The 21,792-nt window shown below is 72.1% G+C and carries 19 protein-coding genes; 12 read left to right on the top strand and 7 right to left on the bottom strand.

Going from position 1 to position 21,792, the window contains the following annotated elements:
* Positions 1-19 precede the first annotated feature (19 nt).
* The 3 genes from ACTWPW_RS34170 (at position 20) to ACTWPW_RS34160 (ending at position 5,874) form a co-directional block, all read left to right on the top strand.
* The gene (locus tag ACTWPW_RS34170) at positions 20-3,991 is read left to right on the top strand and encodes a carboxypeptidase regulatory-like domain-containing protein (RefSeq protein WP_443171040.1); all 3,972 of its coding nucleotides are present in this window, start codon (positions 20-22) and stop codon (positions 3,989-3,991) included.
* Between the two features lie 5 nt (positions 3,992-3,996).
* Positions 3,997-5,040 (top strand): LacI family DNA-binding transcriptional regulator, encoded by a 1,044-nt coding sequence (locus tag ACTWPW_RS34165; RefSeq protein ID WP_443171039.1) that lies wholly within the window; start codon positions 3,997-3,999, stop codon positions 5,038-5,040.
* Positions 5,041-5,130: 90 nt separating this feature from the next.
* Positions 5,131-5,874 carry a class I SAM-dependent methyltransferase gene (locus tag ACTWPW_RS34160; RefSeq protein WP_443171038.1) on the top strand — a complete coding sequence of 248 codons (744 nt, stop codon included), beginning with the start codon at positions 5,131-5,133 and terminating at the stop codon, positions 5,872-5,874.
* Positions 5,875-6,146: 272 nt separating this feature from the next.
* Here ACTWPW_RS34160 and ACTWPW_RS34155 read toward each other — a convergent pair whose 3' ends face one another.
* Entirely contained in the window at positions 6,147-6,464 is a 318-nt protein-coding gene (locus ACTWPW_RS34155; RefSeq protein ID WP_443171037.1) for a DUF6461 domain-containing protein, read from the bottom strand.
* 27 nt (positions 6,465-6,491) lie between these two features.
* Between ACTWPW_RS34155 and ACTWPW_RS34150 the strand changes: the two genes are divergently transcribed.
* Both ACTWPW_RS34150 and ACTWPW_RS34145 read left to right on the top strand, forming a co-directional pair.
* Positions 6,492-6,614 carry a hypothetical protein gene (locus tag ACTWPW_RS34150; protein ID WP_443171036.1) on the top strand — a complete coding sequence of 41 codons (123 nt, stop codon included), beginning with the start codon at positions 6,492-6,494 and terminating at the stop codon, positions 6,612-6,614.
* A 259-nt stretch (positions 6,615-6,873) separates the two neighbouring features.
* Entirely contained in the window at positions 6,874-7,062 is a 189-nt protein-coding gene (locus tag ACTWPW_RS34145; RefSeq protein ID WP_364122190.1) for a hypothetical protein, read from the top strand.
* Between the two features lie 183 nt (positions 7,063-7,245).
* Here the strand turns inward: ACTWPW_RS34145 and ACTWPW_RS34140 are convergent, their stop codons facing one another.
* Positions 7,246-8,676, bottom strand: a complete 1,431-nt coding sequence (locus ACTWPW_RS34140; RefSeq protein WP_443171035.1) for a vanadium-dependent haloperoxidase — start codon at positions 8,674-8,676, stop codon at positions 7,246-7,248.
* A 318-nt stretch (positions 8,677-8,994) separates the two neighbouring features.
* Between ACTWPW_RS34140 and ACTWPW_RS34135 the strand changes: the two genes are divergently transcribed.
* Positions 8,995-11,322 (top strand): beta-glucosidase family protein, encoded by a 2,328-nt coding sequence (locus ACTWPW_RS34135; protein ID WP_443171034.1) that lies wholly within the window; start codon positions 8,995-8,997, stop codon positions 11,320-11,322.
* Positions 11,323-11,361: 39 nt separating this feature from the next.
* On the opposite strand, the gene ACTWPW_RS34130 is transcribed toward ACTWPW_RS34135, so the two are convergent.
* The 3 genes from ACTWPW_RS34130 to ACTWPW_RS34120 all read right to left on the bottom strand — a co-directional run bounded on the left by ACTWPW_RS34130 (position 11,362) and on the right by ACTWPW_RS34120 (position 14,045).
* Positions 11,362-12,351: an endonuclease/exonuclease/phosphatase family protein gene (locus ACTWPW_RS34130; RefSeq protein WP_375111652.1), complete on the bottom strand. Its 990-nt coding sequence runs from the start codon at positions 12,349-12,351 to the stop codon at positions 11,362-11,364.
* Positions 12,352-12,462: 111 nt separating this feature from the next.
* Positions 12,463-13,254, bottom strand: coding sequence for an SAM-dependent methyltransferase (locus ACTWPW_RS34125; protein ID WP_443171033.1), 792 nt, complete (start codon positions 13,252-13,254; stop codon positions 12,463-12,465).
* A 26-nt stretch (positions 13,255-13,280) separates the two neighbouring features.
* Positions 13,281-14,045: a protein phosphatase 2C domain-containing protein gene (locus ACTWPW_RS34120; protein WP_375111650.1), complete on the bottom strand. Its 765-nt coding sequence runs from the start codon at positions 14,043-14,045 to the stop codon at positions 13,281-13,283.
* A 316-nt stretch (positions 14,046-14,361) separates the two neighbouring features.
* Between ACTWPW_RS34120 and ACTWPW_RS34115 the strand changes: the two genes are divergently transcribed.
* Genes ACTWPW_RS34115 through ACTWPW_RS34105 form a run of 3 tightly spaced genes read left to right on the top strand, consistent with a single transcriptional unit; the run spans position 14,362 to position 17,323 of the window.
* On the top strand, positions 14,362-15,516 hold the full coding sequence (locus tag ACTWPW_RS34115) for a sensor histidine kinase (protein WP_443171032.1): 1,155 nt from the start codon (positions 14,362-14,364) through the stop codon (positions 15,514-15,516).
* Positions 15,513-16,631, top strand: a complete 1,119-nt coding sequence (locus tag ACTWPW_RS34110) for a hypothetical protein (RefSeq protein ID WP_443171031.1) — start codon at positions 15,513-15,515, stop codon at positions 16,629-16,631. The genes ACTWPW_RS34115 and ACTWPW_RS34110 overlap by 4 nt, the downstream gene beginning before the upstream one ends.
* A complete protein-coding gene (locus ACTWPW_RS34105) occupies positions 16,628-17,323 on the top strand; it encodes a helix-turn-helix transcriptional regulator (RefSeq protein WP_375111648.1) in 696 nt (231 codons plus the stop codon). The genes ACTWPW_RS34110 and ACTWPW_RS34105 overlap by 4 nt, the downstream gene beginning before the upstream one ends.
* Before the next feature lie 56 nt (positions 17,324-17,379).
* On the opposite strand, the gene ACTWPW_RS34100 is transcribed toward ACTWPW_RS34105, so the two are convergent.
* Positions 17,380-17,955: a Uma2 family endonuclease gene (locus ACTWPW_RS34100; RefSeq protein WP_375111982.1), complete on the bottom strand. Its 576-nt coding sequence runs from the start codon at positions 17,953-17,955 to the stop codon at positions 17,380-17,382.
* Between the two features lie 369 nt (positions 17,956-18,324).
* Between ACTWPW_RS34100 and ACTWPW_RS34095 the strand changes: the two genes are divergently transcribed.
* From ACTWPW_RS34095 to ACTWPW_RS34085, 3 genes are all read left to right on the top strand, one after another.
* Positions 18,325-18,990, top strand: a complete 666-nt coding sequence (locus ACTWPW_RS34095; RefSeq protein WP_364122219.1) for a lytic polysaccharide monooxygenase auxiliary activity family 9 protein — start codon at positions 18,325-18,327, stop codon at positions 18,988-18,990.
* Positions 18,991-19,263: 273 nt separating this feature from the next.
* Positions 19,264-19,524, top strand: coding sequence for a hypothetical protein (locus ACTWPW_RS34090; protein ID WP_443171030.1), 261 nt, complete (start codon positions 19,264-19,266; stop codon positions 19,522-19,524).
* Complete coding sequence (locus ACTWPW_RS34085) at positions 19,524-20,588, top strand: C45 family autoproteolytic acyltransferase/hydolase (RefSeq protein ID WP_443171029.1); 1,065 nt, start codon at positions 19,524-19,526, stop codon at positions 20,586-20,588. Before ACTWPW_RS34090 ends, ACTWPW_RS34085 begins: the two co-directional genes overlap by 1 nt.
* 6 nt (positions 20,589-20,594) lie before the next feature.
* Here the strand turns inward: ACTWPW_RS34085 and ACTWPW_RS34080 are convergent, their stop codons facing one another.
* Entirely contained in the window at positions 20,595-21,758 is a 1,164-nt protein-coding gene (locus ACTWPW_RS34080) for an acyl-CoA dehydrogenase family protein (RefSeq protein ID WP_443171028.1), read from the bottom strand.
* Between the last annotated feature and the right edge of the window lie 34 nt (positions 21,759-21,792).

The raw sequence follows: 21,792 nt of genomic DNA, 5'->3' as shown, positions 1-21,792 counted from the left end.
CCACCCAAAAGGAGCAGCGATGTTCCCTGCCCGATTCCCGACCCTGCTGACGGCCGCCGCCATGGTGGCCGCCTTCACCCTCCCGGTCCAGCCCGCCGCCGCCCAGCCCGCCGCCGCCCAGGCCGGGACCACGTACTACGTCGACGCCACCGCCGGTGACGACTCCGCCACCGGCCAGGACGAGGCACACCCCTGGAAGAGCCTGACCAGGGTCAGCGAGACCACGTTCCGGCCCGGCGACCGCATCCTGCTCCTGGCGGGGCAGCGGTGGAGCGGGCAGCAACTGTGGCCCAAGGGCTCCGGCGAGAGCGGCGCCCCGATCACCGTCGACCGCTACGGCGAGGGCGCCAAGCCCCGCATCGACGCCGCCGGCCAGGTGAACGACGCCGTGCGGCTGTTCAACCAGGAGTTCTGGACCATCCGCAACCTGGTGGTCACCAACGAGGTCCCGGCCACCGGCACCCCCGGCGAGAACCTGCGCGACCTGCGCGGCATCCACGTATCCGGCGACAACAGCCAGACGCTCGACGGCTTCGTCATCGACGGCGTGGCCGTGCACGACGTCACCGGGCAGGTCAACTGGATCGGCGGCAGCGTCGAGAACAACGCGCCGGGCGTACGCTTCCAGACCGGCTGGGACGGCTCGAAGAAGACCGGCGGCATCGTGTTCGACACGACGGTGCCCGACATCGGCGCCCCGCCGGAGCGGGCGACCGTGCTGAACGACGTGGTGATCCAGAACTCCACCGTCGCCAACACCTCGTTCGCCGGGATCGTGGTCAAGCAGTACACCGGCGACGGCAAGAACGAGGCGGGCGAGACGATCGCCGAGCCCACCGGCTGGGGCACCCGCGAGAACCGGGACGACCCGAAGTTCACCCCGCACACGAACATCGTCATCAGGAACAACCACATCACCCAGGCCGGCACCGCGTACGGGTGCAACGGCATGTACGTCACCAACGTGCGCGGTGCCCTCATCGAGCGCAACGTCGTCCACCGCACCGGCACCTCGGGCATCGAGACGTACTACGCCGACGACGTGACGTTCCAGTTCAACGAGGTGTACGAGACGCAGCAGAAGGCCGGCGGCGCCGACTCCAACGGCATCGACCCCGACAAGGGCACCACCCGGCAGGTCGTCCAGTACAACTACCTGCACGGCAACGGCGACGGCGTGCTGCTGTGCCAGTTCGGCTTCGGCGACGCCGTGGTCAGGAACAACGTCATCGCGGGCAACAGCCGCTACCAGATCTACCTGCACTCGGACAAGGCGGCGACCGCGAAGATCTACAACAACACCATTTACAACGACAAATCCGGATACCTCATCTACGGGTACGGCAGCTACCTCGACGCCCGCTACGACATCACCAACAACCTGCTCTACTCCACCAGGGCGGGCGCGGTCCTGACCACCAGCCCCACCATCGCCTACGACCACAACCTCTACGGCGGCGCCACCCTCCCGGTGCCGGCCGGCGACGCGAACGCCGTGCTCGGCGACCCGCTGTTCGCCGCCGCCCCGCTCGACGGCCCCTACGGCACCCCGGAGAGCGGCCCGGCCCTGGAGACGGCCCACGGCCTGCGGGTGACCTCCGGCTCGTACGCCGCCGACGGGGGCACGGGGATCACCGGCAACGGCGGCCGCGACTACGCCGGCACCCCGCTCTACAACGGCGCCCCCGACCTCGGCGCCTTCGAGTACGTCACCCCGGAGGGCGCCACCACCGAATCCGTCACCGGCACCGTGCGCACCCCGTCGGGCGCCCCCGTCTCCGGAGCGACCGTGACGGCGGCCACCATGGGCACGGCCACCACCGATGCGAACGGTCGCTTCGCGATCAGGAGCCTGCCCTTCGCCGACGGCGTCGAGGTGACCGCCACCAGGAACGGCTACGCGACGGCCACCGGCACGGTCGACGTGCGCCCCGGCAACGTCGCCACCGTCCACCTCACCATGGCCTCGACCAGCACCGTGGGCTCGGTCACCGGCCGCGTGCTGGACCAGGCTGCCCGGCCGCTGCCCGGCGCGGCCGTCACCGTCGAGGACGGAGACCAAACCCTGGCCACCGCCACCAGCGGCCCCGACGGCGCCTTCACCGTCGAGAGCGTCCCGATCGGCGACGGGTACACGCTCCGAGCAGCCGCCGGCGGCTTCGTCCCGGAGACCAGGACCGGACTGAAGGTCGAGGCCGCCACCGCGACGGACGCCGGATCGCTCCTCCTCGTCCGCCCGACCCCCGACTACGTGGTGGTGCACGACTTCGACGACCTGCCCACGGGCCCGTACGCGGGCGGCGACGGCCTCGCGGTCAGCGCCGGCGGCGGGAAGGTGGAGATCGTCGAGTCCGGCGGCGACCGGAACCTCAGGCTGACCCGCACCACGAACAGCGGCGTCACCAGCCTCACCCGGGAGTTCGCGCTCAAGGGCGTCGTGACCGTCGAGACGAACGTCATGAGCGAGCAGCCCTACGGCTCGGGCAACCACTGGTGGTCCATCCCCTACGTCAAGGACGCGAGCGGCCAGAACGCGGTCAGCCTCGCCTTCACCAAGAACACGATCGTGGCCTACGCCGGCTCGGCCACGAAGACCGTCGGCACGTACGAGCCCGGCCGCTGGTACCACGTCGCCGCCGTCATGGACACCGTGAACAAGCGCTTCGACCTGACCGTCGACGGCCGCAAGGTGCTGGACGACGCCGCCTTCAGAACCGGCGTGGACGCCGTCGCGAAGATCGAGTACGCCGCGACCAGCACCAACTACGGCAGCATCGACCTGGACGACCTCCGGGTCTCGCAGGGCGTCGGGCTCGCCCGCGACGAGACCGGACTGCTCGGCCTGGACACCAGCCAGGGCGCCCCCTCCGCCGACGGCGTGCTGGAGGTGCCCGCGCGGGTGGCGCAGGTCGAGGTGACGGCCGTGGCGCGCAGCCCGTTCGCCAGGTCGGTGGCCATCGACGGCGAGCGTGCCGACGGGGCGCGGGCCACCCGCGAGATCACCCTCGGCGACACGGGGGCCGAGGTGCGGATCGTGGTCACCGCCGAGGACGGCACCGAGGCCACCCACCCCCTCCAGATCCGGCGCCGCCCCCTCGCCCAGGACACCACCCTGTCCGCCCTCTCCCCCTCCGCCGGCACCCTGGAGCCGGCCTTCGCCCCCGACACCCTGACGTACGGGCTGACCGTCCCGGGCGACCGGCTCGTCTTCACCCCCACCGCGCTCAACCCGAAGTCCGCCATCACGGTCCAGGGCAGGCCGGTCCCCAGCGGCACCGCATCGCCCGCGATCCCCATCCCGGTCGGCGACACCGAGATCGCGATCAAGGTGGTCGCGGAGGACGGCACGGCGGACACCACGTACCGGGTCGAGGTCACCCGTCCGGAGCCCGAGCTCCCGCAGGACGGCGCCACCGCCCCGCCCGGCCGCGCGGCCCTCTCCACCACGAGCGGCTGGGCGCACGGCCTGCACGACGGCACGTACGACGTCACCATGAACCTCTGGTACGGCGTCAACGCCAGCGTCCTCGTCCTCTACGAGAACGGCAAGGAGATCGCCAGGCGCGACCTGACCCCGGACACCCCGTCCGCCCAGAAGGCCACGGTGCCCGTCACCGCCCGGAAGAACGGCACCTACGTCTACACCGGCGAGCTGCTGAACCAGGCCGGCCGCACCGCCACCACGCCCGTCAAGGTCGAGGTGACCGACGCGAACCCGGGCAGGCCCGTGCTCAGCAGCGACAACTGGGACGGCGACGGCGACCACACCATCCGCATGAACATGTGGTGGGGCACCAACGCCACCGCCTACCGCCTCTACGAGGACGGCGTGCTCGTAGGCACCCAGCAGCTCGCCGCCGCCACCCCGGCCGCCCAGAGCGCCGCCACCGTGCTCACGGGCCGGCCGGCGGGCCCGCACGTGTACGTCGCCGAGCTCGTCAACGAGGCCGGCACGACCAGGGGCGAACCCTTGACCGTGGTGACAGAATGACCGCCATGGATCACGGGCCCGCCCCGGCCCCCGCCTCCCCGCCGACCCTGCACGACGTCGCCCGGGAGGCGGGCGTCTCGATCGCCACCGCCTCGCGCGCGCTCAACGGCAGCGCGCGCAACGTCCGGTCGGAGAACGTCTCCCGGGTCCGCGCCGCCGCGGCCAGGCTCAACTACGAGCCGCACCTGTCGGCGCAGGCCATCGCCAAGGGCTCGACCAGGACCGTCGCGCTGGTGGTGCGCGACGTGGCCGACCCCTACTTCTCCTCCATCGCCGCCGGGGTCACCCAGGCGGCGGAGGAGGCCGGGCTCATCGTCACCATGGCGGTGGCCGGCGGCTCGCCGGAGCGCGAGCTGGAGATCGTCAGGACGCTGCGGGGCCGGCGGCCGCGCGTCGTCATCGTGACGGGCAGCCGCATCGACGGGGCCCCGACCAGGGACGCGCTGGTCGAGGAGCTGGAGGAATACCGCACCGCCGGTGGCCGGGTCGTCCTGATCAGCCAGCGGGACCTGCCGTTCGGCACCGTCACGATCGACAACCACGGCGGGGCCGCCGCCCTGGCCCGCGCCCTGCTCGGCGCGGGCTACCGCCGCTTCGCCGTCTTCCACGCCCCGCCCTCGCTCCGCACCTCCCGTGACCGGCACGAGGGCTTCCTGTCCGGGCTCGACGGGGCGGGGGTGCCCGAGCCGCTCGCGATCGAGACCGGCTTCACCCGCGCGGGCGGTCACGAGGCGGCGCGGCGGCTGGTGGAGCGGGGCTTCGAGGACGTGGAGGCGGTGTTCGCGGTCAACGACGTGATGGCGATCGGCGCGATGACCGCGTTCCGGGAGGCGGGGGTGGTGCCGGGGGCGGACATCGGGGTGGCGGGGTTCGACGACATCGCCTCGGCGGTGGACGTCGTACCGGCGCTGACCTCGGTGGCGGTGCCGCTGCGGGAGGCCGGGCTGAGCGCCGTGCGGCTGGCGCTGGCGGACGACGCGCCGGCGGACCCGTGCCTCCCGGTCACCGTCGTCCTCCGCGGCAGCACCCCGCCGCGCCCGCGGGCGTAAGACCTCTCATGCCGATCTCATGCGGACCTGAGGCCTTCAGGCGGTCGTAAGGCGGCTTTATCGCGATGCGAGCCGCCACGGCGGTGCGACATGATCGCGACCATGGACTTCGAGGAGCTGATCCACGAGGCGCGGACCGCCTCGTTCGAGGGCTGGGACTTCTCGCTCTTCCGCGACCGCGTCACCTACGACGGCGCCCTGCCGTGGGACTACGAGCAGCTGGTCCGCGATCACCTCTCCCGGGCCGGCTCCCTCCTCGACCAGGGCACGGGAGGCGGCGAGCTGCTCGCCTCCTTCGCCCCGCCGCTGCCGCCCCGCACCGCCGCGACCGAGGGCCACCCGCCCAACCTCCCGGTCGCCCGCGCCCGCCTGGAGCCGCTGGGCGTCGAGGTCGCCGAGGACACCCGGTCGTTCCCGGACACCTCCTTCGACCTCATCATCAACCGCCACGAGGCGTACGACCCGCGCGAGCTCCGCCGCCTCCTGGCCCCCGGCGGCACGTTCCTGACCCAGCAGGTGGCCGGCCGCGACCTCGAGGAGCTCAACGCCGCGCTGGGCGGCCCGCCGCACGAGGACGCCGCCTGGGGCCTCGACACGGCGGTCACCGCCCTGGAAGGCGCCGGGCTTGAGGTGATCTGGCGGCAGGAGGCGGGGTTCACCACGACATTCCATGACATCGGGGCGCTGGTGCTGTTCCTGCGCGCCGTCCCGTGGCAGGTGCCCGGCTTCGACCCGCACCCCTACGAGGAGCGGCTGCGCGCCCTGCACGCGGACATGCGGCGCGGCCGGCCGCTGCGGGCCACCGCCCACCGCTTCGCGCTGCTGGCCCGCTGAGCCCCGGAGAGGATGACGAACGCCCCGCCCCAGCCGCCGCCCTCGTAGACGTCTGCGGCGGCCATCCGGCTCACCACTCCCATGAAACTCGGCGATGCACGGGCACCGGCGACATTTCAAAATTCCTGGATGCTTTCTTCCCTGCTCAGGTCCAGCCGTCGATCGAGGAAGCTACGCCACTCCACTAACTCCTGACTTGACGGTCCCTTACATCACGCGGTGCGTCGCCGGGCTCGCGGCGACGGCACCTCCCGCCTCGGGGCGGGAACAGGTCACGCGTACGGGGCGAGGTGCTCGGTCGGGCCGAACAGCGCGTCGGCCGCGTAGCGGGCCCGGGACAGGTGCACGCCGGTGGCCCGCCCGGCGAGGGCGAGCGCGGCCGCCGTGGGCGCGCCGGCCCACCCCGGGTCCTCGTAGGAGGTCTCCATCCCCAGCTCGCGCTGGTGGGCCTGGAGGCGGTCGGGGCCCTCGCCCCTCCGGGTGCGGCACGCGTGCAGGTCGAAGGCGGCGATCACGCGGCCGTCGGCGCAGTGGATGAAGCCGGCGTCGCTGCCGGCGTCGCTGCCGGCGGCGAAGACCGCGGCGGCCACCGTCCCCGCCGACAGCGCCGCCGCGCCGTGGTAGCAGACGTTCCCCCAGCCGACCTCGACCAGGACGGCACCGCCCCGGGCGCGGTAGGCGGCGACGCCGAAGCCGTGGTCGCCGGCGACGGGCCCCGGGGCGACGCCGAGCCGCCGTAACGCCTCGGCGGGGAAACAGAACGGGTGAGCGAAAAGCTACACGATCTTGTGGCGCGGCGGGTCCGACGAACGGCGGAGGTCTTTGTTGTACCGAGGGCAAGAGATCGACTCCCGCGGGGGGACTTTTTCCACCGCCTCCCTCGCCGAACCGGTGGCCGACGCGGCCCGCCGGATGCAAGGCTGCCCGCAACCGCCCCGGTCCTCCTGCGAACGGGTGGCCGGGGCCGGAACCCGCAATGCACCGAGAGGAGTGCTGCAGATGACGCAAGACGCCAGCCGCGTCGCGGCGAAGCGGATCAACGACCACGTGGAGGTCATCCACGCGGACAACCCGGACGCGGTGCTGGAAGTACCTCGCCACGACTGGGAGGCGTTCACCGCGGCCGTCAAGTCGGGCGCGTTCGACCTCGAGACGCTCAACCGGCAGGCCGAGGAGAGCGCGGCCTGACCTCCGCAGCACGAAGGCGCCCCGCTCCCGTACAGGGGAGCGGGCGCTTCCGGACGTGAACGCCGCTCGCTCCGCCACGAGGGGAGCGGGCGACGTCCGGTCAGGACGGTCCGGCCGGTCAGGAAGGTCAGGACGGTCCGGCCGGTCAGGAAAGGTCAGGAAAGGTCAGGACGGTCAGGCCGGTCAGCCGCGTCCGGACCAGTAGTCCGTCGCGCGTTCCCACGCCGCCGAGCCGACGGCCCGGCCCAGGGTGCGGCCCTGCAGGTCGCCGGAGCGGAAGTGGATGCCGCCGTACCGGCGCGAGATCCCGGCCTCGTCGGCCGCCTCGCTGAACGAGCGCCAGCGCAGCGTCACGTCCTGCGCCGGCGTCACCCCCGGCTCGACCAGCGACGAGCCCTTGGCGATCAGCGCCTGCCCGGCGAACGTGTCGGCGCCGGTGAAGCGCTTGAGCACCTCGGCCGCCGCCGCGCTGAACGTGCTGTGCCCCGACACGTACTCGGCGAACGGCGGCGTCGGGAACGTCGGCACCTGGTACGGCACCCACGAGGCCCCGTCGACCACCCGGCCGCCCCACGTCGGGATCTGCTGCCCCCGGTACAGGAAGCGGATCGCCGTGATCGGCCGCGCCGAGTCGTGGTCCCGCTTGACCTCCCACGAGGCGGTCCCGGCGTCCATGACCGAGTTGGCCAGGGCGAAGAACAGCTTCGCGTCCTGGTCGATCCCGTGCCGGTCACGGGCCGAGACCTGCTGCGCGAACAGGCACCAGTGCCCCGGCGGCGTCTCGCTGCTCGGCCCGTCGGACCAGTATTCGGAGATCGCCTTCTGCCGGTCGGTCAGCGCGGCCGTGCCGGCCACGATCTCGGCGGCCTGAGCGCGGAACCCGGAGGACCCGTACGCGTACGGCGCGGGCACGCCGTCGGCGAGGGACCGGGCGGTGCCGCTGAAGGAGGTCACCTGCCCCCAGTGCGGCGCGAGGAACGGCGGCGTGACGAGCGCCCCGGCCCGGTTGACGAACGTCAGCGGCGCCCAGCGGCCCGGCGCGTTCAGCGTGGTCAGCGGATCGGCGACCACGACCGGGGCGTTGACCGGCGCGTAGCCGGTGGTGTCCGCGTAGCCGCCGGACTGGTTGGCGCCGTCGGTGCGGTGGTGGTCGAGCACCGCCTGGCAGGCTGCCACGCCGGTGCGGGCCGCCTGGCTCGACGGGTTGGCGGGATCGTAGCCCAGTTCGGCCATCAACGCGTCGAACCCGGCTCGCTGCGCCGGGTAGAGGTCGACCGCGGCCAGGTGGGCGGCGAAGCTGATCGCCTCGGTCTTGTTCGCGTCCGTGCGCTCGGCCGCGGGCCGGCGCAGCGAGCCGCCCAGCCGGGTGCCGACCGCGACCGCGTCGTAGGCGGCCCAGGCGTCATAGGCGCAGGTGTGGGTGATCGCGAGCGCCCTGGCCACCATCGGCGGGCCGAGCGTGCCGCCGCGTACGGCCGCCAGCAGCGCCTGGTTCCACCTGACCACCACGCTCGGGCCGGTGGCGGCCTGGGCGGAGGAGGGTAGGGCGGGCAGGACGAGCGCGACGGCGGTCGCCAGAGCGAGCGCGATCGTGCGTAAGGAACGAACGGGCATGGGTGTCTTCTCCTAGCGTCAACGGGCCCCCGGGCGACGATGCCAGAATCGAACACGCATTCGATGTAGCCAACAGGTGACATCGACCTGCCCCGGCCCGTCTGGCAACTGCTTTCCGGAACAAGTTTCCTGAAAGTTTCATCGCCGAGCCTGAGGTGGCTTCGCTGGTCAAGGTCAGGTGCGAAGGCTGCTTTCCGGTGTGCCGATAAACGGTCGCCGAAAATTTCGGTATCAGTTCGAAATATTCTTGACGAGTTTGCGGAGGGCACCTAAAGTCCCGGCTTAATGATCGGGATGAATCTCTCGAAAGTCGCAGCCATGACATCTGTCAACGCGCCGGGCCTCGCGCCCTGGCGGGACGCCGCTCGCACGACCGGCGAGCGCGTGGAGAGCCTGCTGGCCGAGCTGACCCTTGAGGAGAAGGTCGCGCAGCTCGGCTCCGTCTGGGTCCAGACGGACGAGCCCGGCAGCGTCGCACCCTTGCAGGACCTGTTCATGTCGGCCGGCGGGCTGGAGGAGCGGCTGCGCTACGGGCTCGGGCACCTCACCCGCGTCTACGGCACCGCCCCGGTGGGCCCCGCCGAGGGCGCGGCCCGCCTGCGATCCCTGCAGGAGCAGGTGATGGCCGCCAACCGGTTCGGGATCCCGGCGATCGCGCACGAGGAGTGCCTGACCGGGTTCGCCACGTACGGGGCGACCGCGTACCCGACGCCGCTGGCCTGGGCGGCGACCTTCGACCCCGGCCTGATCGAGCGGCTGGCCGGGGCGATCGGCGCCGACCTGCGCGCGGCCGGGGTGCACCAGGGGCTGTCGCCCGTCCTCGACGTGGTCCGGGACTACCGGTGGGGGCGGGTGGAGGAGACCCTCGGCGAGGACCCGTACCTGGTGGGGCGGCTCGGGGCGGCGTACGTACGCGGGCTGGAGGGCGCCGGGATCATCGCCACGCTCAAGCACTTCGCCGGTTACGCGGCCTCGCGCGCCGCCCGCAACCACGCGCCGGTCAGCATCGGGCCGAGAGAGCTGGCCGACGTGATCCTGCCGCCGTTCGAGGCGGCGCTGCGCGAGGGCGGGGCGCGGTCGGTGATGAACTCCTACACCGACCTCGACGGCGTGCCCGTCGGCGCGAGCCCGGACCTGCTGCGGCGGCTGCTGCGCGAGGAGTGGGGGTTCGAGGGGACGGTGGTGGCCGACTACTGGGCGGTCCCGTTCCTGGCGTCCATGCACGGGGTGGCCGAGGACGACGCGGCGGCGGGGGCGGTCGCGATGCGCGCGGGCATCGACGTGGAGCTGCCCGAGACCGTCGGCTACGGCGCGCACCTGGTGGCGCACGTCCGCGCGGGCCGGGTGGACGAGGCGCTGGTGGACGAGTCGGTACGCCGGGTGCTGCGGCAGAAGATCGAGCTCGGCCTCCTCGACGACGATCACGACTTCCCGGACGTCGACGACCTCGACCTGGACAGCCCGCGCAACCGCGCCCTCGCCGCCACCGTGGCGGAACGTTCCATCGTCCTCCTGGCCAACCCCGTCGGAATCCTGCCCGTCGAACCCGCCACGACCTCGAAGATCGCGGTCATCGGGCCGTGCGCGGACGACCCGCGTACCCTGCTCGGCTGCTACGCCTTCCCCAACCACGTGCTCGACCGCTACCCCGAGCACGGCATGGGCCTGCCCATCCCGTCCGTCAGGGAACGGCTGGCGGCCGAGTTCCCGGGGGCGGAGCTCGGCTACGCGCTCGGCGCCGACGTGACCGGCGACGACGGGTCGGGGATCGCCGCGGCGGCGGAGCTGGCCGCCGGGTCCGACCTGGCGCTTCTGTTCGTGGGTGACCGGGCCGGGCTGTTCGGCGGCGGCACCTCGGGCGAGGGCTGCGACGCGGCGGACCTGCGGCTGCCCGGCCTCCAGCCGGACCTGGTCGAGGCGGTCCTGGCCACCGGCACGCCGGTGGTGCTCGTGGTGGTGTCCGGGCGGCCGTACGCGCTGGGGGCGTACAAGGACCGGGTGGCGGCGGCCGTCCAGGCGTTCCTGCCCGGCGTGGAGGGCGGAGCGGCGCTGGCCGGCGTGCTGAGCGGCCGGGTCAACCCGTCGGGACGGCTGCCGGTGCAGATCCCCGCCTCGCCCGCCATCAATCCCTCCACCTACCTCCAGGCACCCCTGGGCAGGCGGGCGGACGGCATCACGGTGCTGGACCCGACGCCGGCGTTCGCGTTCGGGCACGGGCTGTCGTACTCGGCGGTCGAGTACGTCGCCCTGGAGACGGACCGCGCGGAATGCGCCACGGACGGCTCGGTCGAGGCCCGGGTGACGGTGCGCAACGCCGGCGACCGGCCGGCGGAGGAGGTCGTGCAGCTCTACGCCTCCGACCCGGTCGCGCAGGTGGCCAGGCCGGCCATCCAGCTGATCGGGTTCGCGCGGGTGGCGCTGGAGCCGGGGCAGACCCGGGTGGTGGCGTTCGACGTGCCCGCGGACGCGTTCTCCTACACCGGCGTCGAGCTGCGCCGCATCGTCGAGCCCGGGACGGTCACGCTCTCCGCGGGCCCCTCCGCGGACGAGCCGCCGCTGCGCGCGGTCATCCGGGTCACCGGCGACACCGTCACCCTCGGCCCCGCGCGGCGGCTCGGCACCCCGGCCCGGCTCCTGGAGGAGTGACCGCGCGCATGCGCGACCACCCGGCGCCCGGCCGGCCGGTCAGGGGAGGCGGAGTTCGGCGAAGACGCCGCGGTGGTCGGTTCCGGGCACGTCCAGGATCTCCACCCGGCGCACCGCCACCCGCCGATCCGCCACCACGTGGTCGATGGAGATGATCGGCGGGATCGGCCGGAAGTTCGGCCAGGTGGGCGTCAGGCCCTTGCCCACCTGCTCGGCCGCGTCCACGTACCCCCGCGCCAGCAGGTCGCGGAACGCGCGGTGGTCCAGGCTGGCGTTGAAGTCTCCGGCCAGCACCCGGACCGCCGAGGAGGAGGCCGGGGGGAAGGCGCGCAGGGCGGCGTTCCACTCCTGCTCCATGCGGCCCAGCGGCGGGTTCGGGTGCACGGCCACGAACTCGACCTTGCCACCCCCCGGCAGCGTCAGGGTGGCGGCCGGCATGTTGTGGCCGATCGGGGTGAACAGGCCGTCCAGCTTCGTCGCCGGGTGCCTGGCGTAGATGCCGCTGCCGGTCGCCCCGAACTCCGGCTCCAGCACCCGGTACGGCAGCAGCCGTCCGAGCCCGGCCGCGTCCAGCCGCTCGGCCTCGGCGTGGGTCAGCTCCAGGGCGCTGAACACGTCGACGTCGTACTTCCGGACCAGGTCCACCACGGTCTGGGCGTCGCCCCGGCCGAACAGGTTGACCGCCAGCACCCGGAGCGGCGCGCCCTGAGCCGCCGGCTGCTCGGCGCTGATCGTGCGCGGCACCACGACCGCGACCATCACCACGCACACGATCGCCGCGACGAGCGCCACCGGACGGTTGCGCCGCAGCAGCGACAGGAGCGCGGTCAGCGCCGCCAGCCCCGCGCCGTACGGCGTCACGGTCATGAGCTGCGTGACGAACGAGCCCTGCTCCCAGCCGCCGACCCTGATGACGGCCCACAGCGCCAGCAGCACGACGACCGCCCAGCCGAACCAGCGCCGGCGGCGCCGCTTCGGTTTCGGCTGGTCGCCCGCCGCGGCCCGCTCTGTCCTGATCGTTGTGCTCACTCCGCCGTCCCGTCCCCGAACTGATCCACAACTTGAACCTTAAACGGCTTTGGAACGAGACGGCGCGATCCCGATGGGACGCCCGGGGTCGCGCCCGCGCCGGGCCGGCGCCTACGGTTTGCGGCCCACCCCGGCGTACATCCAGGCCGCCGAGTCCGGGAACAGGGGCGTGTCGCGCCACTCGGAGACCGCCACGAGACCGGGCTCGACCAGCTCGAACCCGTCGAAGTAGCGGGCGATCTGCTCGCCCGTCCTGGGCGTCCGGTGCATCGCCTGCGGCCGGGTGGCCGCCAGGTAGTCGTCGGCCGTCTCCTTGGACACCAGGTCGAGCGTCAGATGGCTCAGCACCAGGTAGCTGCCGGACGGGAGCGCCTGCGCGTATGCCTTGACCAGCCGCTCCGGGTCGTCGGCGTCGGGGATGTGCATCAGGATGGCGACCATGACCAGCGCGATCGGCCGGGTGAAGTCGAGGGTCTCCAGCACGTCGGGGTGCTCCAGGATGGCGCGCGGCTCGCGCACGTCGGCCTCGATGTAGGCCGTCCTGCCCTCGGGGGTGCTGGTCAGCAGCGCTCTGGCGTGCGCCATCACGATGGGGTCGTTGTCGACGTAGACGACGCGGGACTCGGGAGCCTCCGCCTGCGCCACCTCGTGCGTGTTGCCCTGGCTGGGGATGCCGGTGCCCAGGTCGAGGAACTGGCGGACGCCCAGCTGCGAGAGGTGGCGGACGGCCCGGCCCAGGAAGGCGCGATTGTTCCTGGCGCTCTCCCGGATGCCGGGCACCGCCGCCATCGTCTGCTCGGCCACCCGGCGATCGGCCTCGAAGTTGTCCTTCCCGCCCAGCCAGTAGTCGTAGACGCGGGCGGAGTGAGGGATGTTCGGGTTGATGCCCTGTGATGAGCTCACAGAACGATCTTAGGTCAGGTCGTGTATCACGCGGTCACGAATTCCGCGATGATCACGGTGGCGTCCTCCTTCGGCTCCTCGGCCGCCATCTCGTCGTACATCCGGTCCAGGCACGCGACCGGCGACGACCCGTCGGTGAACAGCTCCTTCATGCGCGCCACCCCCAGCGCCGCGATCGCGCCCCCGGTCACGATCGCCACCCGGTCACCGGGGCGCAGCGCCACGGCGCCGACCTCCGGGTTGAGCGCCGTCGGCAGGCCGAGCCCCCGCAGCAGCGGCCCGCCGTCGAACGCGTGCGGCGTCGTGAGCCGGTGCGGCTCCCCGCCCTTGGGGCAGTGCCAGATCTCGCCGTTGCCGACGTGCGCGAAGCGCAGCCGCGGGATCTCGGTCCGGTCGAGCACGACCAGGTCGAGGGTGCTGACCAGGTCGGGCATGGCGGCGTCGCGCAGCGCCGTCGTACGCACGGCGCGGTGCGCCGCCTGCGCGCACTCGACCAGGTCCTCCTCCCGCGTGCCCGCGTGCTGCGGCCGCTCGGCGACCACCGCGCCCAGCGCCAGCGCGGCGGCCATGTGGGCCAGCTGCGTGCCGCCCGCCCCCCGGGCCGCCGCGATCATCCGTTCCTGCACGACGTACGCGTCGCACGGCCACCCGTCCGTGCCCTCGTACGTGCCCCCCACCGCCACCAGCCTCGGCCGGGCCACCGGCATGCCGGCCGGCCAGTTCCCCTTACGCCCCCGGACCGTCATCACGGACAGACAGCCCAGCAGGAACGTGATCACGAACACCGTCATGAGTCCCTCCCGTCGCGATCATCGCGGCACTCGCGTCCCAGTAGACGCTCATCACAAGGGACGCGGCAGACGGCTGATCGGCCGTCGTGGCGCCCTGACGGCCGATCAGCCGTCATGCCATCGGGGACGGCCTGGGACAGGGTTCGGGGGAGGGCGGTGAACCACCGCAGCAGAGCCGGCCCGAGGACTACAGCCATGCGACCCATGACGTCATCCACCGCGATTGCCGGAGAAACGCGTTTCCGTTCCTTTTTACCCACCCTGCCCTGCGTTATCGTGAGACCCGTCTTGTGCCCATATCGCGTGCGGACGGCTCATGGTTCACTCCGGCTCCACGAGATACGACTCGGCCACCAGGCAACTGGACAAGGCCGTCGCACGAACGGGGGCCGGCGCGCGCGGCGCGGTGGGCTCTGTGGCCGTCGTGGCGGCCCTCTTCGGCGCGGTCCCGCCCGTCTCCGCCCGCTGGCTGGCGCCCATGCTGGCGATCCACCTCGTGTGGACGGTGCTGCACGTGCGGGTGTTCCTGCGCAAGGAGCTGCTGCCCCGCTGGCTGGTGGCCGGTGATGTGGCCATCACCGTCGCGCTGTGCCTGGCGCAGGTCCATCTCGTGGCGGTCGAGGCGCTCGTCACGGGGTCGAGCTGGGTGGCGGGACTCGTCACGATGACCGTCGTCATGGCCGGGGTCACCTGGCGCCCCAAGGTGGCCGTACCCGTCGGGCTGGTCGTGGCGGGGGCGTTCGCGGTGGGCGTGCGGCTGGCCTCGCCCACCCACGACGTGCTCGGCACCGTCGGCATCCACCTCGTCCAGCTGCTCGCGATCGTGCTGCTGATGACGCTGCTGCGCCGCTCGGCCGCCTCGGCCGACGCCTTCCTGCGGGAGAGCGCGCGCGCCGACATCTCACTCATGGTGGAGCGGCTGCGCCGCGAGGACGAGCTGAAGCAGGTCAGCAGCATCCACGAGACGTCGCTGCACACCCTCACCATGGTCGGCCAGGGCACCTACGACGAGCCGTCGCCCACCCTGCGCGCCCAGGTGGCCACCGACCTGTCGGCGCTGGAGCAGCTGCGGGACACCCCGCGCGCCCTCTCCGCCCCCATCGCCCTGGACACGCTGCTGGACGAGGTGGCCGGGCGGGCCACCGGCCTGGACGTGCACCGGCGCCTGACGCCCGAGACCGTGCCGGGGGACGTCGCCGAGCGCTTCGCGCGCGCGGTCACCGAGGCCCTGGCGAACATCGCCCTGCACGCCGGCGTGCGCGAGGCCGAACTGAGCTCGGGCCAGCGCGACGGGGAGATCCTGGTCGAGGTCGCCGACACCGGCCGGGGCTTCGACCAGGACCGGTTACCGACCGACCGGTTCGGCGTGCGCGGCTCGATCCTCGACACGATGCGCTCCCTGCCGAACGGCGGCGCGCGCATCTCCTCCGGCGACCGGGGCACCCGGGTGAGCCTGTGGTGGCGGCCATGACCGAGGAGATCGAGCAGATCGCGCTGCGCTACGCCCGCTACACCGCGCTCGGCGCCGTGGTCATCGCCGGCGTCTGGCACCTCGGCTACGACCTCACCGTCACCCTCACCGGCTGGAGCTCCTTCCGGTGGCCGCTGGTGGCGATGGCGGCCTGGGTCCTGTACTCCGCGATCTTCGTGATCGGCGCGCTGTCGCTGTCGCGCACCTCCCGGGGCCCCGACCGGATCCTCGCGCTCGCGCTCGCCGCGCTGGCCGTGGACGTCGCGGTGATCGTGGCCTCCCGGCCGGGCGAGCTGCTGGGGATCAGCGACTGGGGCTGGGGCTCGATCGGCTGGCTCGGCGTCATGCTGACCTGGAACCGGCCGCGCTGGCGTGCCGAGATGATCGCGTTCCTGTCCGCCAACGCCGGCATCATGCTGGCCGCGATGGCGATCTCCGGCTCGCTCGACCGCGTCTCCATCGCCAAATACCTCATCGTCATCGCCGGCGGCGTCACCATGCAGCTCGGCTACATGGCCGGCTGCCACATGCTGCGCGCCCGCGCCGAGGAGACCGTGCTGCTGGCCCGCCGGCTGGCCGCCGACGACGCCTGGCGCGAGTCGGCCCAGCGCATCCACACCGACCGGCTGCGCCGCTACGAGGCCATCCGCGACGTGGCCGAGTCGCTGCTCACGCAGCTCGCCAACGGCGCCGACCCCGGCGACCCGCGCGTACGCGAGGACTGCACGGCCGGGGCCATGCGGCTGCGCCGGCTCATCACCGAACGCGAGGACGTGCCCGACGAGCTGGTGTCGGTGCTGCGCGAGCGCATCGACGCGGCCGAGCGGCGCCAGGTCCTCGTGACGGCCCCGCCGTTCGGCGAGCACCTGCCCCTCCTGCCGGACGGCGTGCGGGAGGACCTGCTCAGAGCGCCCGTCCGGGCACTGGACGGGGCCAGGTCGCGGGCCAGGGTAACGGTGTCGGCGATGTCGACGATGGTCAGCGTGGCAGTCGTGGCAGACAACGACGATCTGCCCGTCAGCCCGACTCCCGTACGGGAGGCCAGCGGGGTGGTCGTCAGCTACCAGCGGCTGGGAGGTGAGGTGTGGGTCAACAGCATCTGGCAGGGCCCATGACGGGGCCCGTGTCGGGGCCCGTGTCGGTCGCCCTGGTGGAGGACCACCAGGTCGTGGTGGACGGCGTACGGTCGTGGTTCGGCCCGCCGAGCCCCGTCACGCTCGTCGCGCAGGGCCCCACCATCGAGTCCGTCCGCGGCACGGCCGCCGACGTGCTCCTGCTCGACCTCAACCTCAACGGCACCATGGTCGTGGACCGGGTCGCCGAGCTGTGCGCGGGCGGGCAGCGGGTGATCGTCTTCTCCGAGCACGAGGAGCCGGAGACGGTACGCGCGGTGCTGGACGCCGGCGCCTCCGCCTTCATCGGCAAGGGCCGGGCGACCCGCGAGTCGTGCCTGGAGACCATCCTGGAGGTGGCCGCCGACCGCCCCTTCGTCACGCCGCCGATGGCGCAGGCGATCGCGACCGACGAGGGCCCCCACCGGCCGCAGCTCTCCGACAAGGAGCGGGCGGCGCTGCTGTACTGGTTCCAGTCCATGTCCAAGGCGTCGGTGGCGGCGCGCATGGGGATCAAGGAACGGACCGTGCGGCAGTACATAGACCGGGCGCGGGTCAAATACGCGGCGGCCGGAAGACCCGCGCCCACCAAGGAGAAGCTGCTCATCTGCGCGATCCAGGACGGCCTGGTGCGCCCTGACGAGGTGACCGTCTACACCTCCCTGGCCGCCAAGAGCCCGCCAGAGGAGGGATGAAGCTCCTGGACCCCGGCACTCCCGGCTGGAGGGGGCCGGCAGAGCCGGGGTCCAGGTCACTCCACGAACGCGGCGGGGTCGAAGCTCACGGGGAACGGCTTCGTCAGCTCCGCCACGGTGCCGGCCTTGCAGGCAGTGGGTGGGTCGTAGCTGTCGCCGTTGAGCTCGTAGACGTAGAGGGTCGGGCCTTCGTCCAGCTCCAGTCGCCAATAGACGGGGACGCCCGCCTCCGCATAGGCCAGGGGCTTGAGACCTTTGTCCTGTTTCCGGGTGCTCGGGCTGACGACCTCTCCGGCGAGCAGCATGTCGCGAGGCGAGAACATGAGCCCACCGCGCACTGCGGCACTTCTCGACACGACGACGAAATCGGGAATGTAGTAGTCCTTGTCCGACACGCGGAAGTTGACGTACGTCAAGATCATCATGTCGTCCGGGACGGCGCCCAGGAGAATGCGCATCGCATTCGTTATGGCTACCTGGTGGTGGATGGTGGGGGCAGGGCTCACCAGTAGGCTCCCGTTGAAGAGCTCGTAGCGGTTCCCGTCGTCAGGGAACTTGAGCAGGTCGTCGACCGTGTACGGCGCGTTCCCCAGGGGAAAGACGCGTGGTCCGGCCGGTTCGATCGTCGCCATTGCGGTCACCCACTCAGTATCGGGAGCCTCGCCCTCGCCCACATGCTACTTGCCCAAAATCCGTCACCCAAAGTCATGGAATGGTCACGCTTGCGGCTCCAGCGCCATGGCGAAAAAGGGGACCATATGTATCGGTATTTCGTTTGAACAATTCGACAAGGGCGATCTGTTCTGAAACTTTCACCTGTTTTCGGGGTGCTCTGGAAAGCCCTTTCCGCTGCTCACCTAGCACATTGACCAGGGCTCACGACAGTCGAGCCGGACGTTGACACAACCCGTCATTTGTACGGATTAATGCCGTCAGATACCGTCGCCCACCAGGAGCGCTCCCCACCACCGGAACCCCGACCGGAACACGGAGACCGCACTATGCCCCAAGTCGCACCTAGTCGCTGGGCGAAGCGCGCCCTGGTACTGCTGACGTCCATCATGATGCTCGTCGTCATCCCCCTGACCGGCACCGCGTCGGCGCACGGGTCGGTCACCGACCCGGCCTCCCGCAACTACGGCTGCTGGCTGCGCTGGGGCAGCGACTTCCAGAACCCCACCATGCAACAGCAGGACCCCATGTGCTGGCAGGCGTGGCAGGACAACACGAACGCCATGTGGAACTGGAACGGCCTCTACCGTGACGGTGTCGGCGGCAACCACCAGGCCGCCATCCCCAACGGCCAGCTCTGCAGCGCCGGCCAGACGCAGGGCGCCCGCTACCGCTCCATGGACACGCCGGGCGCCTGGAAGACGACGAGCCTCGCCGCCACGTTCGACATCCGCCTGACCGACCAGGCCTACCACGGCGCGGACTACATCCGGGTGTACATCACCCGCCAGGGCTACGACGCCACGACCACGCCGCTCGGCTGGAACCACCTGGAACTGGTCCGCGAGACTCCCCGGTACGCGCCCGCCGGGACGTACATGATCAGCGGCATCAACAAGGGCTCACGCACCGGCCGCCACGTGGTCTACACGATCTGGAAGGCCTCGCACATGGACCAGACGTACTACTTCTGCAGCGACGTCACCTTCAGCTGACCGCCCCCGCCCTCCGCGCCGCCGGACCGCCCCCACGCGCGTCCGGCGGCGCGGCCACGTCCACCGCCCGCCTGCCACCGGACGCCTCCGGTGGCCCGTCTCTAGTGGCGAGGGCTGGTCGAGGCGCGGATCTCAGTCGCCCGTCGCGTCGAACGACGCCATCTGCCTGGCCGGCGGCTCGGTGTACGGGCTGGCCGCCGCGGCGGGCGTGAGCGACGAGTTGCTGGCCCGCCGGGACAACCGGACCAGGTGGGATGAGCTGCAGCTCGTGTCGTGCTCGACGACGCCATGGAGGTCGTGGAGCGCACAGTCGAGGCGCTGGAGTCGCTGCGCTCGCCGTCCTGGCGGGCGACCCCGGCCTCCAGGGACAGGTTCCGCGCGCTGCTGCCTGGGGTAAGGGCTTTCCGGGTGCACGTGCGTACCGAGCAGAGCATGTTCAAGCTGAGCCAGGACATCGACCCCGAGCGGTACACCCGTGTCCGCGACTCCTTCGCCGCCGAGAATCCGCGGCTCGCCGACATGATGGATAGGTAATGACTTTTCCCACTTTCACGTCCAGCCAGAGCAACCCCCGGGCCCGTGGCAAGGAGCTGGGCACCCACCTGCGCGAGCAGGTGCTCGGCAACCTCTCCGGATACGCCGACCTGTTCGCGGTCGCCGGCGCCACGGACGCGCAGGTGCGCGCGTGGGGCGAGGTGGCGCTGGAGCGCAGCGCCGCCTGGGCGCCGCAGCTGGCGGACGAGATCACCGGCATCGCGGCCGGCGCCGGGCTGGAGCCCTGGCAGGTCGCCGTGGTGAACGCGCGCACGGAGATCCTGGCCGCCATCGACGCGGTCGGTCACGGCGAGTGCTCGACCTCCGTCGTCCTTCCGCCGGACGGCCCCGCGCGCACGGTGCAGACCTGGGACTGGCACGACCACCTGCGCGACGCGCCGGTGCTGTGGGAGCTCGAACCGCGTCCCGGGCACGTCGTGCGCACGTTCACCGAGGCCGGGACGCTGGCCAAGATCGGCGTCAACTCGGCCGGCCTGGGCGTGCACTTCAACATCCTGCGCCACGACTCCGACACCACCGACGTGGGCGTGCCGGTGCACCTGATCGCCCGCCGGATCCTGGACGAGGCCACCACCGTCGAGGAGGCCGCGGACATCGCCCGCTCGGCCACGGTCTCGGCCTCCACCGTCATCACGGCCGTGACCGGGTCCGCCGCGGCGTCCATCGAGATCTCACCGGCCGGGGTGGCCGTCATCCCGCCCGGCCCCGACGGGGTCCTGCTGCACTGCAACCACTTCCTGGACGAGGACCTGGCGGCGGGGGAGCGGCACGCCACCGAGCGGCCCGGCACCTACGACCGCCTGCGGCACCTGCGCGACAACGTCGAGGGGCTGAGCGTGGCGGACCAGAACGGCCGGGCTCTGGCCATGCTCAGCCACGCCCCCGACGACGCGCCCGTCTGCGCCCACCCCGACCTCACCCAGCCGCTCAACCAGCGGTGGGAGACCCTGGCCACCATCGGGCTCGACCTGCCCGCCGGCCGGCTGCGGGTGCACCAGGGCGGGCCCTGCCAGGTCACCGAGGCGACCTGGCAGACGTTCTGAGTGCCGCTACTTGAAGGCCGGGATCCCGGTCAGCGCCTGGCCGATGACCAGCGAGTGGATCTCCGAGGTGCCCTCGTAGGTCAGCACGGACTCGAGGTTCACCGCGTGCCTGATCACGGGATATTCGAGGGTGATGCCGCTCGCGCCGAGCAGCGTGCGGCACTTCCTGGCGATCTCCAGGGCCTCGCGCACGTTGTTCAGCTTGCCCAGGCTCACCTGCTCGGGGGTGAGCGTGCCGGCCTCCTTCAGCCGGCCCAGGTGCAGCGCCAGCAGCAGGCCCTTGCCCAGCTCCAGCGCCATGTCCGCGAGCTTCTCCTGGGTCAGCTGGTACGCCGCCAGCGGCTTGGCGAACACCTCGCGCTCGGCCGTGTAGGCGACGGCCGTCTCCAGGCAGTCCAGCGCCGCCCCCATCGCCCCGAACACGATCCCGAACCGGGCCTCGTTCAGGCAGCCGAGCGGCCCGGACAGGCCCCTGGCGCCGGGCAGCATCGCGCCGGCGGGCAGGCGTACGCCGTCGAGCACCAGCTCGCTCGTCACGCTCGCGCGCAGCGAGATCTTGTGCTTGATGTCGTTGACGGTGAAGCCCGGGGTGCCCGCCGGGACCAGGAAGCCCCTGACGCCCTCGTCGGTACGCGCCCACACCACCGCCACGTCCGACACCGAGCCGTTGGTGATCCACATCTTGGTGCCGTCGAGCACCCAGTCGCCGCCCTCGCGCTTGGCCGTGGTGCGCATGCCGCCCGGGTCGGAGCCGAAGTCCGGCTCGGTCAGGCCGAAGCAGCCGATGCGCTCGCCGGCCGCCATCGCGGGCAGCCACTCCTGCTTCTGCTCCTCGCTGCCGTACTTCCAGATCGCGTACATCGCCAGGGAGCCCTGCACCGACACCAGGCTGCGCAGGCCGGAGTCGGCGGCCTCCAGCTCCAGGCAGGCCAGCCCGTACGCGACCGCGCCCATGCCGGCGCAGCCGTAGCCGTCGAGGTGCATGCCGAGCACGCCGACCGAGCCGAGCGTGCGGGCCAGCTCGCGGGCGGGCAGCTCCCCGGTCTCGAACCAGCTCGCGACGTGCGGGCGGATCTCGCGGTCGCACACGCGCCGGACCGTGTTCCTGATCTCGCGTTCCTCCTCGGTCAGCAGCGTGTCCAGGGCGAACAGCGCGGTGGGTGCGATCATGGAGCAGCCTCTCTGTATTTTGGATCCAATATTG

The organism is Nonomuraea sp. KM90, from assembly GCF_052246675.1.
In the GTDB taxonomy this organism is placed as follows: Bacteria; Actinomycetota; Actinomycetes; order Streptosporangiales; family Streptosporangiaceae; genus Nonomuraea.
Note: the sequence above shows the minus strand (reverse complement) of the source record. Positions and strands in the feature narration are given on the sequence as shown.

Bases quoted from the DNA above. Each gene is read 5' to 3' on its own strand.
- ACTWPW_RS34145 (WP_364122190.1), top strand. From the start codon at position 6,874: ATGACGCAAGACGCCAGCCGCGTCGCGGCGAAGCGGATCAACGACCAC.
- ACTWPW_RS34085 (WP_443171029.1), top strand. From the start codon at position 19,524: ATGACTTTTCCCACTTTCACGTCCAGCCAGAGCAACCCCCGGGCCCGT.
- ACTWPW_RS34105 (WP_375111648.1), top strand. From the start codon at position 16,628: ATGACGGGGCCCGTGTCGGGGCCCGTGTCGGTCGCCCTGGTGGAGGAC.
- ACTWPW_RS34120 (WP_375111650.1), bottom strand. From the start codon at position 14,045: ATGACGGTGTTCGTGATCACGTTCCTGCTGGGCTGTCTGTCCGTGATG.
- ACTWPW_RS34110 (WP_443171031.1), top strand. From the start codon at position 15,513: ATGACCGAGGAGATCGAGCAGATCGCGCTGCGCTACGCCCGCTACACC.
- ACTWPW_RS34170 (WP_443171040.1), top strand. From the start codon at position 20: ATGTTCCCTGCCCGATTCCCGACCCTGCTGACGGCCGCCGCCATGGTG.
- ACTWPW_RS34100 (WP_375111982.1), bottom strand. From the start codon at position 17,955: ATGGCGACGATCGAACCGGCCGGACCACGCGTCTTTCCCCTGGGGAAC.
- ACTWPW_RS34115 (WP_443171032.1), top strand. From the start codon at position 14,362: ATGGTTCACTCCGGCTCCACGAGATACGACTCGGCCACCAGGCAACTG.
- ACTWPW_RS34135 (WP_443171034.1), top strand. From the start codon at position 8,995: ATGACATCTGTCAACGCGCCGGGCCTCGCGCCCTGGCGGGACGCCGCT.
- ACTWPW_RS34160 (WP_443171038.1), top strand. From the start codon at position 5,131: ATGATCGCGACCATGGACTTCGAGGAGCTGATCCACGAGGCGCGGACC.
- ACTWPW_RS34095 (WP_364122219.1), top strand. From the start codon at position 18,325: ATGCCCCAAGTCGCACCTAGTCGCTGGGCGAAGCGCGCCCTGGTACTG.
- ACTWPW_RS34080 (WP_443171028.1), bottom strand. From the start codon at position 21,758: ATGATCGCACCCACCGCGCTGTTCGCCCTGGACACGCTGCTGACCGAG.
- ACTWPW_RS34140 (WP_443171035.1), bottom strand. From the start codon at position 8,676: ATGCCCGTTCGTTCCTTACGCACGATCGCGCTCGCTCTGGCGACCGCC.
- ACTWPW_RS34165 (WP_443171039.1), top strand. From the start codon at position 3,997: ATGGATCACGGGCCCGCCCCGGCCCCCGCCTCCCCGCCGACCCTGCAC.